Below are 15328 nucleotides of genomic sequence, written 5' to 3'. Positions count from 1 at the left end.
ATCGCCGGAACGGCGCGATACCTGACATCATCGCTGTTCCCGACGATTGTTCTCACGTCATCTTTTTCGGGAAACGGCGTCCGTTTCCCGAAATCGCATTCATGCCGCACGCGCGCCGTCATCCTGTCCGGCGAGTGTTTCGCCGATGGCGGCGAGCGTGCCCGGCCGCCCGAAATTCCAGGCGGCCTCCAGCAACACGCCGGCCTTGCGCTCGCCGAGAACCGGCTCGACCAGACCGAGAAACTTTTCCTCCAGCCCGGCATCGCCCACCGGGTTTTCGGGGTGTCCCAGAACGACCTCGGTATGCCCCTCGATCCGGCTGCCGTCGCTGAAGACGACGGTCACGAAAGCGGAGGACGGTATCTGCCCCGCGACAGGCACAACCTCGACGAGCGGCAGCAGGGAGGTCACGCGTTCGTCGGCAAGAATCCGGTCGTCGAAATCGTTGGCCGCCAACTTGTAACCGCCGAGCGCCATGGCGACGCAGAACGAAACGCTGAACTTGGCTTCGAGCGCCGTCCGGGGCGCCGTCTTGCCTGCCGTCACCAGCGCGCCGGGATGGACGCGGGCGATGACGCGCTCGATCGGCCGGCCCCCGATCCTGCCGAGAAGGCCGATCGCCGTCTGGGAAGCGGCGTGAGTGGCGCGGCAGCTCGCGAACAGCTTGTAACCGTTGCGCAGCAACTCCCATTGTTCGTCGAAATCCAGCGGCGGCACCTCGACGTCGCGATCCTGGATGAAGGCGTCCAGCCAGCCGTTCTCGCGCTCGAAAATATGATCGGCCCCCAGGAAGCCTTCCGCCGCGAGATCGGCGGCGAGAATGCCGTCCATGGCGGCCTTGCCGGCATGAAACGGCTTGCCGTGGGTGCCGAACGATCCGACGAGCCCGCCGGCCGTCGTGGCGGCGTTCGCCAGCGCGTTGAGGACCTGCGCCGCTTCGAGATCGTAGAGCACGGCCGCGACGGAGGCCGCGCCCATCCGCCCGACGACCGAAGTCGGATGAAAGCCCTTGCGTTGCAGGGAGCGGCCGACACCCGGCACGCCTCCGCCGCCGAGACGAGCCATCACCTCGAAACCGGCGACGAAAGCGGCGAGCGTCGTTTCCTCGTCCAGCGAGCCGTGTCCGGCGAGCGCCAGCGCCGTGGACCAGCACGGGCCGCCGGGGTGCCCGGCGCCGAGATGGTGAACGTCGTCGAAATCCGCGGCGTGGGCCGCCGTGCCGTTGATCAACGCGGCCACGGCCGGCGTCGTCGTGCCGCCGAGAACGATGCGCGCCTTGCCGGCGGCCGGCCAGCGCCGCGCGATCCGCCTCACCGGCAACACGGCGGCGTCGAAAGCCCCCGAGACGGTAACGGCGAGATGATCCACCAGCGCACGGCGGGCCTCGTGAACCACGACGCCGGGAAGCGCCCGGCCGCGCGCGCCGGCGACGTAGCCGGCCAATGTCCGGCCTCGTCCGGTTTCACGGTTGGCTGCCGAAGTCACGACGAAGCCCCCCGCATGACAGATGCCGGCCGGGCGACGACGACGCCACGCCGGAAGCCGGCATGACGAAAGCGACATCTTTCCGTTACCGGGCATCTTCCGGCGGCGCGGTCGGGGAACGGGAAACAAGCCATGCGGCACCTGAAATGGATTGGTCGTTAAAGTTAGTCTATGAAAATTATATAATTATGCTATTCAGTCAAATTCGTTATCTTCTTCGTGATGCCAAAAAAGGCTATGGATGCGCCCTGTCAGTTTACGCCAGATCGAGGCTTTCAAGGCTGTCGTCGAGCATGGAACCGTCAGCGCGGCGGCGGAAGCGCTGTCCATTTCGCAACCTTCCCTCAGCAAGCTCATCGCCAACCTCGAGCGCGACATAGAGCTTGTCCTCTTCGAGCGGGAGAAGGGACGGCTGGTGCTGACGGATCGCGGCAGGCGGCTTTATTCGGAGATCGACCGCATCTTCGTGGGGCTCGACCAGTTGCATCGCGCCGTCAGCGAGATCCGGCGCGAGGAGCTTGACGTGCTGCGGATCGGCGTTCTGCCCGCGTTGTCGGGGCGCGTGTTGCAGGAGGCGGTGCGCCGGTATCTGTCGGCAAGGCCGAAAACCAGGCTATCGCTGCGAATCAGGGAATCGTATTTCCTCAGCGACTGGATCGAGAACGGCAAGCTCGATCTGCTGATCGCAAGCCACGCCACGGAGATAAAGGGTCTGGAGCGGCTCAGCCTGATGCGCGCGCCGGTGGTGTGCGCGTTGCCGCGCGGTCACTCGCTCGCCGGGCACCGCGTGATCACGCCGGCGCTTCTGGCCGGCGAGAATCTCATCTGCCTCACCGACGACAGCCGGCTGCCCGGCCGCGTGCGGGATGTGTTCGACGCGGCGGGCATCTCCGTTTCGAGCACCATCGAGGTCTCGCTGATGTCCTCGCTCTGTCAGTTGGTGGAGGCGGGCCTGGGCGTATCGCTCATGCACCCGCTCGTCGCGGCGAGTTGGGCCGACAACGTTCACATCCGGCCGTTCGAGCCGTCGATCATGGTGGAGTTTTCGATCTACCGGACACAGGCGCGCCGCCACCGGCCTCTGGTCGAGGAATTCGTCAATTGCTTTCTGGGCGCGTCTTCCGAAAGCCTCGACAGGACATTGTCTTCGCCCTCGCCGGTTTCGGGCGGATACCGGTCCGCCGGGTGATTTCGGAATCGGCCGAAATCGCCCTTCCGATCATCAACGATGGCGCAGGCGAGAAACACCGAGGCGTCAGCGGGTGAAAAGCAGCAGCGCAAACACGCCGAAAAGGGTCAGATGCAGCAGCCCCTGCAACACGGACGTTCTTTGCCCCAGAAAGGTCAGGGTGGTCAGCGCCAGCGTCAGGACGAAAAGAACCGTCTCGCTGGCGGAAATCCCGAACACGACGGTTTTACCCGTCACCAGACCGACCGTCAGCACGGCAGGCACGGTCAGCCCCACCGTCGACACGAAAGCGCCGAGACAAAGATTGATCGCTCGTTGCGTTTCGTTGTTGAAGGCGGCCTTCACGGCCGTAATGGATTCGGGCGTGAACACGATGATCGCGATGAGCACGCCGCCGAGCGCCACCGGCGCCCCGGCCTCCGCCACGCCGTAATCGATCACGATGGCGAGGTGGTGGGCCAGCAGCACGATCGGCAGCATGAGCGCCACCAGAACGACGGCACGGGCGATGCTCCCGCCGGTCCCCGCTCCGCTTTCCGCCGCCGGCGGCGAGCCACCCCCGGAAGCCGCGATATCGGAAGCCGCGGTTTGGGGCCGGATCGAGAGCTGGCCCGGCTCCGGCTGAATGAAATGATAGCGATACCGCCGCATCTGCAAGAACAGGAAAGCGCCGTAGAGAATAAAGGTCAGCGCCGAAAGGGCGACCGCCTGCGACGGCAGGAAGGTGCCGTCGCCGGTGCCGAGGGTGTTGGGCAACAGAAGGGCGACGCCCGCCAGGACGACCGTCATGGAGATGAAAGCGAGAGCCCCTTGCGCGTTGTACTCCTGCTCGCCGTATCGCGCCGCGCCGACCACGAGGCAGACGCCGGTCACGAGATTGAGGATGATCATCATCACGGCGAAGATCGAGTCGCGCCCGATCGTGGGCGTTTCCCCCGGCCCCGACATGACGGCGGCGATCAGGATGACTTCGATCGATACGATCGACAGGGTGAGGATGAGGGTGCCGTATGGTTCGCCGAGCCGATGGGCCAGTACATCGGCTTGCGCGACGACACCGAAGGAGGCCATGAGAATGGTTGCGAACAACGCGGCGAAACAGACGATCGCCACGACCGGCGTCATCGACGGTGACAACCAGGAATGACCGCTCCATTGGAAGAGAGCGACGATAAGCCACGCGGCGGAAAGCCGCAGCAGGGTTCCCGGCGATATCGCGGAAGCGGCGGCTTGAAGGAGACCCGAGGACATTGTTTCCCCTGTCGGGGCCGTCCCCTTCCGGCGTCATCGCGGCCGGGTCGTCCCGGCCGAGCCCACGCCCAGGCGAGGGAATTCCCGCCTTTTATCAAGGCGTGAGGGGCAAGTCCAGATCGGCGGGCGATCCGGCAACCTCAATCGAACAGGCTGGACACGCTCGATTCGCTCGCCGTGCGGCCGATGGCCTCGCCGAGCAAGGTCGAGATGGTGATGGTGCGGATGTTGTGCGCGACCTTCACCGCCTCCGTCGCCAGAATCGAATCGGTGATGACCAGTTCCTTGAGGCGGGAAGAGGCGATGCGCGCCACCGCGCCGCCCGAGAGCACGCCGTGGGTGCAATAGGCGTAGACTTCCTTGGCGCCCTTGGCCAGCAGCGCATCCGCCGCATTGCACAGCGTGCCGCCGGAGTCGATGATGTCGTCCACGAGGATGCAGCTCTTGCCCTCGACATGGCCGATGATGTTCATCACCTCCGATTCGCCGGGGCGCTCGCGGCGTTTGTCGACAATGGCGAGCGGGGCGTCGATGCGCTTGGCGAGCGCGCGGGCGCGCACCACGCCGCCGACGTCCGGCGACACCACCATCGTGTTCGACAGGTCGAGCCGTTCGAGAATGTCGCGCACCATCACCGGCGCGGCGAACAGATTGTCGGTGGGGATGTCGAAAAAGCCCTGGATCTGCCCGGCATGCAGATCGACGGTCAGCACCCTGTCGGCGCCCGCGCGGGTGATGAGATTCGCCACGAGCTTGGCCGAGATGGGCGTGCGCCCCGCGGAACGCCTGTCCTGCCGGGCGTAGCCGAAATAGGGAATCACGGCCGTGATGCGCCGCGCGGAAGAGCGGCGCAGCGCATCGGTCATGATGAGCAATTCCATCAGGTGGTCGTTGGCGGGGAAGGAGGTCGACTGGATGATGAACGCATCCTCGCCGCGCACGTTCTCCTGAATCTCGACGAAGATCTCCATGTCCGCGAAGCGGCGCACGAGGCATGTCGCCAGCGGCACTTCGAGATACTTGGCGATCGCCTCAGCCAGAGGGCGATTCGAGTTGCCCGCGACGAGCTTGATCGAGGGTTTCATCCGGCCATTTCCTTACATAGGGTGCAATGCGCCCGCCATACACCGGCGCGCCCGCGCAGGCGGCGCCATCGCGCGACGTTATGGAACACCCACAGCGCATCACGCAAGGTTTCACGCGCTCATATCAGCCACGCTCCACGCGAACAATAGGCTTGACGACAATATGCCCGCTCGCGGAGCAATAGAGCCGCGGCGGCTCCGAAAAAAGCGCGCCCGGCAAGACGGCGCGCCCGCCCGGACGGCGGGGCGGCAGTGAAATGCAACCAAATCGATATCATATGTATATGAATACACGCAGCCGACGGCTTCGGGCGGTGGACTTCCCGCCGCGGCATCGGCGCGCTTGTGCAACCGGGGATGCCGCGCCGACCAACGGATCGGCGCGGCATCCTCGGGCTTTCTCAGCCCATGATGTGGTAGCCGGCGTCGATATAGATCGTTTCGCCGGTGATGTTGCGCGCGAGATCCGAAGCGAGGAACGCGGCGACGGCGCCCACGTCCTCGATGGTGGCGAGGCGGCGCATGGGCGAGCGCTCGATGGCCTGCTTGAGCAGATCGTCGAAGTCGCCGATGCCGGACGCGGCGCGCGTGAGCATCGGACCGGGCGAGAGCGTGTTGACGGTGATGCCCTTCGGCCCCAGCTCGGAAGCCAGCTCGCGGCTGGTGGCCTCGAGCGCGGCCTTGATCGGCCCCATCATGTTGTAATGCTCCACGACCTTTTCCGCGCCGTAGAAGCTCATGGTCTGCGCGGAGCCGCCGTTCTTCATCAGCGGCTCGGCCTGGCGCAGCAGGCGGACGAAGGAGTGAACCGAAATGTCGATCGACAGTTCCACGCCTTCGAGCGACGTGTCGATGACGCGGCCATGCAGATCCTTCGCGGGAGCGAAGGCGATGGAATGGATCACGATATCGAGCGTGCCCCACTTTTCCGCGATGTGCCGGAAGAGCGCTTCTTCCTCGCTTTCATTGCGGACATCGAGCGGCAGGAAGATCGGCGCGTTGATCGATTCCGCCAGCGGCTGCACATACGGCTTGGCCTTCTCGTTGAGGTAGGTCATCGCCACCTCGGCGCCCGCCTGATGCAACGCCTTCGCGACACCCCACGCGATGGAATGCTCGTTGGCCACACCGACGACGAGCGCACGCTTGTTGGACAGATCAATCATATCAACGGCCCCCAATTGGTCGAGATCAAGTGCCGGGAATATTGCATATGCAGCATCAAGAAAAATGACATTTCCCGGTAAAGTCACGCCGGGAAAAAAGGCGTGAGAACCGAACGGCGTGCCTCCGCCCGCCGAAACCGGAAAGAATGCAACGCAAAAATTCCCGCCGCCGTCTTCCATCCCGGCGCGAGGCGCGCCATATTCCGGGCATGGCGCGCACGACTGGATCATCCGACAATTCCGGCAAACCCGGCGCACCGGCGAAGGAAGACGCGGCCTCCGCGCCCTCGCCGGCGGCGGCCGCACGCGGCGCGGAAGGCGGCAAAACCCGCGGACGAAAGCTCGGGAAAGCATCCCGGCCGGAACTGGTGCCGCTCGATCCTTTCCTGGCCGATCTGCTCAATCCCGCCCTCAACCGCGGCCGCGGCTTCGAGGAAGCGCCGCAAAGCGGCTATGCCGTCGATGCCACGCCGACGAACGACCCCGAACTCGCCGCGCGCTTGTCCGTGTCCCTCGAGGGCGACGGCCGCCCCGCCCCCAAACCCGCGCGCAAACGCGGCAAGGCGACGGAGGGCGCGCGCGCCGCCGATCTCGCAGGCGAGGGATCGGGCGTTTCCGCCACCGTATCGGCGCTGACGCAATTGCTGGAGGACGGCAACCCGTTCATCAAGAACGGCGAGGTCTGGACGCCCCACCGGCCCGAACGGCCGGAGAAATCGGAAGGCGGCATCCGCTTCCGCATGCAGTCGGATTTCGCGCCCGCCGGCGACCAGCCGACCGCCATCGCGGAACTGGTGCAGGGCATCCGCGACGACGAGCGCGATCAGGTGCTGCTCGGCGTCACGGGCTCGGGCAAGACGTTCACCATGGCCAAGGTCATCGAGGAAACCCAGCGCCCGGCGCTCATCCTCGCCCCCAACAAGACGCTCGCGGCGCAACTCTACGGCGAGTTCAAGAGCTTCTTTCCCGACAACGCCGTCGAGTATTTCGTCTCCTATTACGACTACTACCAGCCCGAAGCCTACGTGCCGCGTTCGGACACCTATATCGAAAAGGAATCGTCGATCAACGAGCAGATCGACCGCATGCGCCACGCCGCCACCCGCGCGCTGCTGGAGCGCGACGACGTGATCATCGTCGCCTCCGTCTCGTGCATCTACGGTATCGGCTCGGTCGAGACCTATACGGCGATGACGTTTTCGGTGAAGGTCGGCGAGCGCGTGGAGCAACGCCAGCTCATCGCCGATCTCGTGGCGCTGCAATACAAGCGCACCGGCGCCGATTTCACCCGCGGCACCTTTCGCGTGCGCGGCGATGTCATTGAGGTGTTCCCCGCCCACTACGAGGACCGGGCCTGGCGCCTCTCGCTGTTCGGCGACGAGGTGGAGGCCATCGCCGAGTTCGATCCGCTCACCGGGCAGAAGACGGCCGATCTCGGCTTCGTCAAGATGTACGCCAATTCGCATTACGTCACGCCGCGCCCGACGCTGCTCCAGTCGATCAAGGGCATCAAGGAGGAGATGGCGCGGCGCGTGGAGGAACTGACGCGCATGGGCCGCCTGCTGGAGGCGCAGCGGCTGGAACAGCGCACCGTGTTCGATCTGGAGATGATGGAGGCCACCGGCTCCTGCGCCGGCATCGAGAACTATTCGCGCTATCTCACCGGGCGCAAGCCGGGCGAGCCGCCGCCGACGCTGTTCGAGTACCTGCCCGACAACGCGCTCGTCTTCGCCGACGAGAGCCATGTCACCATCCCGCAGATCGGCGGCATGTACCGTGGCGACTTCCGGCGCAAGGCGACGCTGGCCGAATACGGCTTCCGCCTGCCCTCGTGCATGGACAACCGGCCGCTGCGTTTCGAGGAATGGGACGCCATGCGCCCGCAATCGGTGCATGTCTCGGCGACGCCGGGAAAATGGGAGCTGGAGCGCACCGGCGGCGTGTTCGTGGAGCAGGTCATCCGCCCCACGGGCCTCGTCGATCCGCCGGTGGAAATCCGCCCCGCCCGCAGCCAGGTGGACGACCTGCTCGGCGAGGTGCGCGCGACGACGGCGCGCGGCTACCGCTCGCTCGTCACCGTGCTCACCAAGCGCATGGCCGAGGACCTCACGGAATATCTGCACGAAAACGGCGTGCGCGTGCGCTACATGCACTCGGACATCGACACGCTGGAGCGCATCGAGATCATCCGCGACCTGCGGCTCGGCGCCTTCGACGTGCTGGTGGGCATCAACCTGCTGCGCGAGGGACTCGACATTCCCGAATGCGCGCTCGTCGCCATTCTGGACGCGGACAAGGAAGGCTTTCTGCGCTCCGAAACATCGCTCGTGCAGACCATCGGCCGCGCGGCGCGCAACGCCGAGGGGCACGTCATCTGCTACGCCGACAACATCACCGGCTCGCTGGAGCGCGCGCTCGCCGAAACGACACGCCGCCGCGACCGGCAGATGGCCTACAACGAGGAACACGGCATCACGCCGCAGAGCGTGAAGAAACGCATCGGCGACATTCTCGAATCGGTCTACGAGCGCGATCACGTCACCGTCGACACCGGGCTCACCGAAAAGGCCGCCGTCGGCCACAACCTCAAGACGGTTCTGGCCGATCTCGACAAACGCATGCGGGCCGCAGCGGCCGATCTCGAATTCGAAACCGCCGCGCGCCTGCGCGACGAGATCAAGCGCCTGCAAGCGACGGAACTCGCCATCGCCGACGATCCGCTGGCGCGTCAGGGCGAGGTCGAGGACCGCGCGGGCGCCTATGCCGGCGCGCGCAAATACGGCGATGCGGCCAATCTGCCGCCGCCTGCCGCCCGCGCCCGCAAGCCGACGCTGGACGAAATGGGCCCGAAGCAGGAGGCGGTGCCGCTCGGCGCGGAACATTTCCAGCCCCGCTCCACCGGCGGCTGGCCCGGCAAACCGACGCCCAAGAAGCGCAGCCGGCAGAAGACGAAGCCGTCATCGTGACATTACCGTCACGCCCCTGAAGCACCGTTCGCCGAAGCACCGTTCGCCATGAAATCCGTTCCGAAGCAAAAGCCGATCCGACCGGATCGGCTTTTGCTTCGCGATTCTCCGCTTCGAGCGGATCCCGGTCGGGAAACGAGAGCCCGCCCGGCAGGATCGGGCTTGCTCCAATGCTGAACGGCGGCGGCGCGGATATCGGACACGTCGATGGTTTGCCGATGCCGCACGAGACATCGTTATGCGCGGGACGCGCGCCACCCATGCCGCAGCGCACAAAAAATGCACCGCCGCCCCAGCCGATAAAATCTTTGCATAAAACACATGGAATTAAAACAATATTCCATATCAACATTATCTTTGTGTGTTTTTTAAGGCCGGGCTTCCCGGCGAAACCGAACCGCCGGCCGCGCCATTGAATGCACGCGTAACGGTAACAAGAGAAACGATGTGGCGAGATAAAAAAAAGGCCGAATTCCACGAGGGAACTCGGCCTGAAAGTAGCTCCAGCATAGCTGGAACTTCCAGAGGGGAACGGTTGAAACAAGCTCTACGCCGGGAGGAGGTGCGGAGCTCATCAGTCTCAACCGCAGTCAGAATGCACGTTGCGCTGCGTTTTTGCAACGCAACAGACTACATAACAGGCATGCGTATGGCGCATGCTTCATCCCGGCGATGGAATTCCGGTCAGTTCTGCCCGTTTTCTCGGCAGGTCGCGGCCGCGCTGCCCGCGCAACCGCTTCGGCCCGCCCGCGCCGGGAATTGCGCGCCTGCCGGAAACATCGGATACGGAAGCGAACGGCCGGGTCAAATTCCGCCTCGGCGGAAATCCGCGTCAATAGGTCCAGCGCTGGGCCTTGCCGATGAGGAAATCGCGAAACACCTGCACGCGCGCGACGTTCTTCATTTCCTCGGGAAACACCAGATAGCTGTCCAGCGAGGGCATTTCGACGTCGGACAGCAGTTGCACGAGGCCCAACCCCTGCTCGACGATGAAATCGGGCAGCACGGCGATCCCGGCTCCCTTCTCGACGGCCTTTTTCAGCGAGGTGACGTTGTTGACCAGCAGGTGATAGCTGCGCGGGTCGCGCGCGTCGCGCCCCGCCGTTGCCAGCCAGTGCACGGCGAGCAGGTAGTGCGGCACCGGGCCGCCGAAGCTCATGATGCGGTGGTTGTCGAGATCGGAAAGCCGCTCCGGCTGGCCGAAGCGCTTGAGATATTCGGTCGAGGCGTAGACATGGAAATGCACGGTGAACAGCCGGCGCTGGATCAGGTCGCCCTGCACCGGCTGGCGCAGGCGGATGGCGACGTCCGCTTCCCGCATCGACAGATCGAGCTCGTCGTCGGTCAGCAGCAGCTCGACGCGGATATCCGGGTAGATATCCATGAACTCGCCCAGACGCGGCGTCAGCCAGTGCGTGCCGAGCCCCGGCGTCGTCGTCACCCGCAGCGTGCCGGACGGCCGCTCGCGCGACTCCGACAGCCGCGCGCGGGTCGCCTCGAGGCGCATGGTCATGTCGCGCGCCGCGCGGAACAGCAGCTCCCCCTGCTCGGTAAGAATGAGCCCGCGCGCGTGGCGGTGGAACAGCGGGGCTTTCAGCTCCCGCTCCAGCGCGCTCACCTGCCGGCTCACCGCCGACTGGCTCAACCCCAGATCCTCGCCCGCCCGCGTGAAGCTGCCGGCCTCCGCAACGGTGTAGAATATCCTGACCTTATCCCAATCCACGGCCCGTCCCCTACCCTGGCATTATCGTGTTTTCCCGGCCACACCCCGCCGGGTTGCATTCATAGAGCATGCTGTCTTTTCGTGAAAACGACAACATGCTGTAACTTATTGATTTGGAGCGAATTCTTATCGTCCAAACGGAATCGCCCGAACGGAACGCGCTCTGCAAGCCAGCCTGCACGGCCGGCAACAGCGGATGCCGCCTTTCCGAAAAAACGCCCGACAGCGAGTGGACGGCGCAAGGCGGCGGCGAGGCGAAAGGCCGCCCCGCCCGCCCGGCGCATGCGTCAGCTTTCCTGGGCGGCAAGCCAGCGCTCGGCGTCGAGCGCCGCCATGCAGCCGAGCCCCGCCGCCGTCACCGCCTGCCGATAGACCTCATCCGCGACATCGCCGGCGGCGAAGACGCCGGGCACGCTCGTGCGCGTGCCGCCCGGCTCGGTGCGGATATAGCCGGCGGGCGTCAGCTCGATCTGCCCGGCGAAAAGCCCGCTCTCCGGCCGGTGCCCGATGGCGACGAATACGCCGTCCGCCGCCCGCTCGCTCACCTCGCCCGTCAAAACATGGCGCAGCCGCACCGCCGTGACGGAACGCGGCAGATCCTGCCCGACGATTTCCTCGACGGCGCTGTTCCAGACCACCTCGATCTTCGGGCTGGCGAACAGGCGATCCTGAAGGATACGTTCGGCACGCAGCGAATCGCGCCGGTGCACCAGCACGACCTTCGACGCGATCTGCGACAGATAGAGCGCTTCCTCCACCGCCGTGTTGCCGCCGCCGACGACGACGACCTCCCGGTTGCGGAAGAAGAAGCCGTCGCAGGTGGCGCAAGCCGAGACGCCGAAGCCCTGGAACGCCTGCTCGGACGGCAGGCCGAGCCACTTGGCCTGCGCGCCGGTGGCGATCACCAGCGCATCGCCCGTATAGACGTGGCCGCTGTCGCCCGTGAGCCGGAAAGGACGCGCCGACAGATCGGCCGACACGATCACATCGGAAACGAGGCGCGCGCCGACATGCTCCGCCTGCAACCGCATCTGCTCCACCAGCCACGGCCCCTGTATCGGATCGGCGAAGCCCGGATAGTTTTCGACGTCGGTCGTGATGGTGAGCTGTCCGCCGGGTTGTAGGCCGGAGATCAACACCGGCTCCAGCAATGCACGCGCCGCATAGATCGCCGCCGTGTAACCGGCCGGCCCCGCGCCGACGACCAGCAGCCGCGTGTGGCTGACGCCGCCCCGAACCGGAGAGATCGGCGCGGGAGCGGAAGAATCCGGGGCGGGAGATTGCGGAAAGGAGGGCGTTGTCATGGATTTTCCGTCCGGTGTGCTTGGTCGGCAACGATCGCGAGACGCGCGCGGTGCGCATGAAACGAGCGGATGATCTCGCCCGCGACGGTCACTGTGGTATCTAACGGCAGGTATGCGTTTCCTTCAAGTCTTCCCCTCAGCGGGCGTGCGATGCCGCACTTTTCCAACCCGTTCAGAAGCATTGTAAGCTTGCGATGCCCGCCCGAGGGCTCGAAAACCAGCAGCGGCGCGCCGGTGGCGGCGGCCTCGCCGAGCATATTGGCCGAATCGGCCGTCACCACGACCGAATCAGCCAGCGCCAGCAGCGCGATGTAGGGATTGTCCGCCGCTTCCCCGCGCCCGTCCCAGAGATAGCCGCCGGTGCGCGTCACCAGCGCGCCGAGCCCCTCGCGAAGCGCCTCTGGCGTGCGCCGCGATGTCGTCGCCATCAGCGCCGCGCCCTCCTCCGTCAGCCCCGCGAGGAGATCGAGGAAGCGGGCCACATCGGCCGGGGTGAAACGGTGATGGCGGCTGTCGCCGCCGGCCAGCACCGCGACCCGTGGCCGGGGCAGGCGCGCGAGGGCGGGCGGCGGCGCGGCGCGGGCGGCGGCCAGACGCTGCCGCGAAACGTGGTGCGGCGCCGTCAGCGTCGTGATGACGTTCGGCCCGCGCAGCCGATCATGCGCCGGCACCCAGATGAGATCCGCGGCCCGCGCGCCGATACGCGGGTCCTTGAGGATCACCGTGAAGGTGCGCCCGCCGGAAGCGCGCTTGACGGCCCGCACATAGGCCACCGCCCGCCGGCCGGATGCGATCAGGATATCGGGAAACGGCGGCGCGATCGGCGAGCCGGGGCGGGCGGGCGCCTCGCGCGGATCGATGCAGCCGCGCGGCATCATCCACACGAACGGCGGGCGGGGACGCACGCGGCGCACCTCCACAGGGCATCCCAGCGCCCGCGCCACGCCGACGCATTGCAACTCGTCTCCCGCCTTGCCGTCGGTCAACACCCAGCAGGACACGCCGCCGCCGAGCGCGACCGGCTCCCCGGAGAAATGCCGATCGGCGGACCTGTTGCTCTCGAGTGCCATGACAAACCGGGAAAAGGCAGATGGGGATAAGGCCGAAGCCGCGGGACGCATGCGGGACGAAACGTGATAGCATGTTGATTGAACTTCGCTATTGTGTCCCAGTATAGACGGTTTCCTTTCGTATGGAAGGCGGCGTCCGCTTCGTCCGCGCGAAGCGGGCCATGCCTGAACGCTGCGGATGAAAGACACGGAGCGCGCAACGGCTTATCAAGGATGTGACGCTTGCCCCTCGAACTCGACGCCACCGATTGGAAAATCCTCAAGGAATTGCAGGAGAACGGCCGCCTGACGAATGTCGAACTGGCGCGCCGCGCCGGTCTTTCGGCTCCGCCCTGCCTGCGGCGCGTGCGCGCGCTGGAGGAGGCGGGCATCATCCGCGGCTACCGGGCCTTGCTGGACGGCAAGCGGCTCGGCTTCGAAATCACCTGCTTCGCGATGGTGCAGCTTTCGAGCCAGGCGGGCAGCGACCTCGCGCGGTTCGAGAACCACGTCCGCAACTGGTCCATCGTGCGCGAGTGCTGGTCGCTGTCAGGCGACATCGATTTCCTGCTGAAATGCGTGGCGCGCGACCTGCATTCCTTTCAGAAGCTCGTTCTCGATCTCACCGCCCTGCCCAACGTGCGCAACGTCCGCACGGCACTCACCGTCGCCCAGGTCAAGGATGCGCCGCCGATCCCGCTGGAATCGGTGCGGTAGCGGGCACGAAAAGGAGCCACAGCGAAAGCGGCGGCGCGATCGGCGTTCCCTAAATTCTATATTTTACCGCAACTTGCGTTCAATTCGATGGATCGGCTTGAACGCAAGCCGCTCCAGAGCATTTCGGCGTTTCGTTGAAACGCAGAAATGCTCTATCTTATTGACTTGACGCGTTTTCTTCACGCAAAGCGGTATCCGCTTTGCTTGAAAACGCTCTAGCGTCCGATCACCCGGCGATGCGCCCAGCCGGCGAAAGTGCGCGCGAGTCCTGCGATCCGGCGGTTGTCGATGTCGGGCCGGTACCACGCCCCGGCCGAGCTTGCGGGGAGCGCGAGCAGGATGTGGTAGCGGGCGCGCTCGGCGCCGTTCGCCCCGATAACGAGCGCATAGCCTTCCATGTAATCGGTATCGGAGCCGCCGCCGCCGAACCAGCGATCGCCGCCACCGCCGCCCGCCCACGAGGCGAGGCTGATGCTGTCGACACGCGCCACGAGCGTGTCGGCCTGCCTGTCGCCCGGAGCGAGGCGCGCCGCGAACAGCGTTTCCAGCTCCGGCTGCATCGCGGCCCGAACCTGATCGGCCCACGGCGCCAGACCGCGCGCCCGCAAGGGGCCGGCGTCGACGCGGACAGACCGCAGACGCAGCGCCGCCGCCTCACCCGCAGGCAGCGGCACGTCGCGGGAGGTGACGCAACCCCCGACGGCGGCGGCGGCGAGCGCTGCCCCCGTCATCAGGAATGTCCGGCGTGAAAATGCGCTTTCCATGACGACCCCCGACTGCATCAAACCCTGAAATGGCGCCCGTTTGTGGGGCAAACCCGATGCAGGAACGACGTGCCGAAGCAAAATTCAGATTCAGGCCGAATGCGTTTCGCTCCAGGCAGTACGCCCCTATTTGAAAACGACGTCAACGATCTCGTAGGATTTGCTGCCGCCGGGCGTCACCACCTCGACGCTGTCGCCGGCAGCCTTGCCGATCAGCGCGCGCGCGATGGGCGAGGCGATGGAAACCTTGCCGAGACTCGCATTCGCCTCCGGCTCACCCACGATCTGATACACCTTTTCCTGCTCGGTGTCCTCATCGACCAGTTTGACGGTTGCGCCGAACTTTATCTTGTTGCCGCTCAACTTCGATACGTCGATGATGTCGGCGCGCGAGATGAACCCTTCCAGCTCGAGAATGCGGCCCTCGTTGAGGCTCTGCTGTTCCTTGGCGGCGTGGTACTCGGCATTTTCCGAAAGATCGCCGTGGGCGCGCGCCTCGGCTATCGCTTCGATGATGCGCTGGCGATCCTCCTGCTGACGGCGCTTGAGTTCTGCCTCCAAAGCCGCGTAGCCCGCGGCGGTCATGGGGATCTTTTCCATTGTTTCCGTTTCCGTCGTCACATGTAAAC

General features: G+C 65.6%; 13 protein-coding genes. 4 read left to right on the top strand and 9 right to left on the bottom strand.

Features of this window, described 5'->3' with window-relative positions; translation table 11 throughout:
• Positions 1 to 99 precede the first annotated feature (99 nt).
• Positions 100 to 1485 carry an MmgE/PrpD family protein gene (locus ACOYJQ_RS10680; protein ID WP_433458292.1) on the bottom strand — a complete coding sequence of 462 codons (1386 nt, stop codon included), beginning with the start codon at positions 1483 to 1485 and terminating at the stop codon, positions 100 to 102.
• A gap of 241 nt (positions 1486 to 1726) precedes the next feature.
• Here ACOYJQ_RS10680 and ACOYJQ_RS10675 point away from each other — a divergent pair, with 241 nt between their 5' ends.
• On the top strand, positions 1727 to 2674 hold the full coding sequence (locus tag ACOYJQ_RS10675) for a LysR substrate-binding domain-containing protein (RefSeq protein ID WP_433458291.1): 948 nt from the start codon (positions 1727 to 1729) through the stop codon (positions 2672 to 2674).
• 66 nt (positions 2675 to 2740) lie between these two features.
• Here the strand turns inward: ACOYJQ_RS10675 and ACOYJQ_RS10670 are convergent, their stop codons facing one another.
• The 3 genes from ACOYJQ_RS10670 to fabI form a co-directional block, all read right to left on the bottom strand.
• Positions 2741 to 3925, bottom strand: coding sequence for a calcium:proton antiporter (locus ACOYJQ_RS10670; protein WP_433458289.1), 1185 nt, complete (start codon positions 3923 to 3925; stop codon positions 2741 to 2743).
• A gap of 140 nt (positions 3926 to 4065) precedes the next feature.
• The gene (locus ACOYJQ_RS10665; RefSeq protein ID WP_433458288.1) at positions 4066 to 5010 is read right to left on the bottom strand and encodes a ribose-phosphate pyrophosphokinase; all 945 of its coding nucleotides are present in this window, start codon (positions 5008 to 5010) and stop codon (positions 4066 to 4068) included.
• Between the two features lie 401 nt (positions 5011 to 5411).
• A complete protein-coding gene (fabI, locus tag ACOYJQ_RS10660) occupies positions 5412 to 6176 on the bottom strand; it encodes an enoyl-ACP reductase FabI (RefSeq protein WP_433458286.1) in 765 nt (254 codons plus the stop codon).
• A gap of 209 nt (positions 6177 to 6385) precedes the next feature.
• Here fabI and uvrB point away from each other — a divergent pair, with 209 nt between their 5' ends.
• Together uvrB and ACOYJQ_RS10650 are read left to right on the top strand one after the other, a co-directional pair.
• Complete coding sequence (uvrB, locus tag ACOYJQ_RS10655; RefSeq protein WP_433458545.1) at positions 6386 to 9142, top strand: excinuclease ABC subunit UvrB; 2757 nt, start codon at positions 6386 to 6388, stop codon at positions 9140 to 9142.
• Positions 9143 to 9312: 170 nt separating this feature from the next.
• On the top strand, positions 9313 to 9558 hold the full coding sequence (locus tag ACOYJQ_RS10650; protein WP_433458285.1) for a hypothetical protein: 246 nt from the start codon (positions 9313 to 9315) through the stop codon (positions 9556 to 9558).
• Positions 9559 to 9974: 416 nt separating this feature from the next.
• Here ACOYJQ_RS10650 and ACOYJQ_RS10645 read toward each other — a convergent pair whose 3' ends face one another.
• From ACOYJQ_RS10645 to ACOYJQ_RS10635, 3 genes are all read right to left on the bottom strand, one after another.
• Positions 9975 to 10865, bottom strand: a complete 891-nt coding sequence (locus ACOYJQ_RS10645) for a LysR family transcriptional regulator (protein ID WP_433458283.1) — start codon at positions 10863 to 10865, stop codon at positions 9975 to 9977.
• A 287-nt stretch (positions 10866 to 11152) separates the two neighbouring features.
• Positions 11153 to 12169: a thioredoxin-disulfide reductase gene (gene trxB / locus ACOYJQ_RS10640; protein WP_433458282.1), complete on the bottom strand. Its 1017-nt coding sequence runs from the start codon at positions 12167 to 12169 to the stop codon at positions 11153 to 11155.
• A complete protein-coding gene (locus tag ACOYJQ_RS10635; RefSeq protein ID WP_433458280.1) occupies positions 12166 to 13239 on the bottom strand; it encodes a mitochondrial fission ELM1 family protein in 1074 nt (357 codons plus the stop codon). The genes trxB and ACOYJQ_RS10635 overlap by 4 nt, the downstream gene beginning before the upstream one ends.
• 222 nt (positions 13240 to 13461) lie before the next feature.
• Between ACOYJQ_RS10635 and ACOYJQ_RS10630 the strand changes: the two genes are divergently transcribed.
• A complete protein-coding gene (locus ACOYJQ_RS10630; protein ID WP_433458279.1) occupies positions 13462 to 13935 on the top strand; it encodes an Lrp/AsnC family transcriptional regulator in 474 nt (157 codons plus the stop codon).
• Positions 13936 to 14150: 215 nt separating this feature from the next.
• On the opposite strand, the gene ACOYJQ_RS10625 is transcribed toward ACOYJQ_RS10630, so the two are convergent.
• Both ACOYJQ_RS10625 and greA read right to left on the bottom strand, forming a co-directional pair.
• Positions 14151 to 14666, bottom strand: a complete 516-nt coding sequence (locus tag ACOYJQ_RS10625) for a hypothetical protein (RefSeq protein WP_433458278.1) — start codon at positions 14664 to 14666, stop codon at positions 14151 to 14153.
• 159 nt (positions 14667 to 14825) lie between these two features.
• A complete protein-coding gene (gene greA / locus ACOYJQ_RS10620; protein WP_433458277.1) occupies positions 14826 to 15299 on the bottom strand; it encodes a transcription elongation factor GreA in 474 nt (157 codons plus the stop codon).
• Positions 15300 to 15328 lie beyond the last annotated feature (29 nt).

Origin of the sequence: Pseudochelatococcus sp., assembly GCF_050946405.1 — a bacterium.
Taxonomy (GTDB): Bacteria; Pseudomonadota; Alphaproteobacteria; order Rhizobiales; family Beijerinckiaceae; genus Pseudochelatococcus.
The sequence above is the reverse complement of the archived record's forward strand: the minus strand, read 5'-3'. Positions and strand labels throughout refer to the sequence as shown.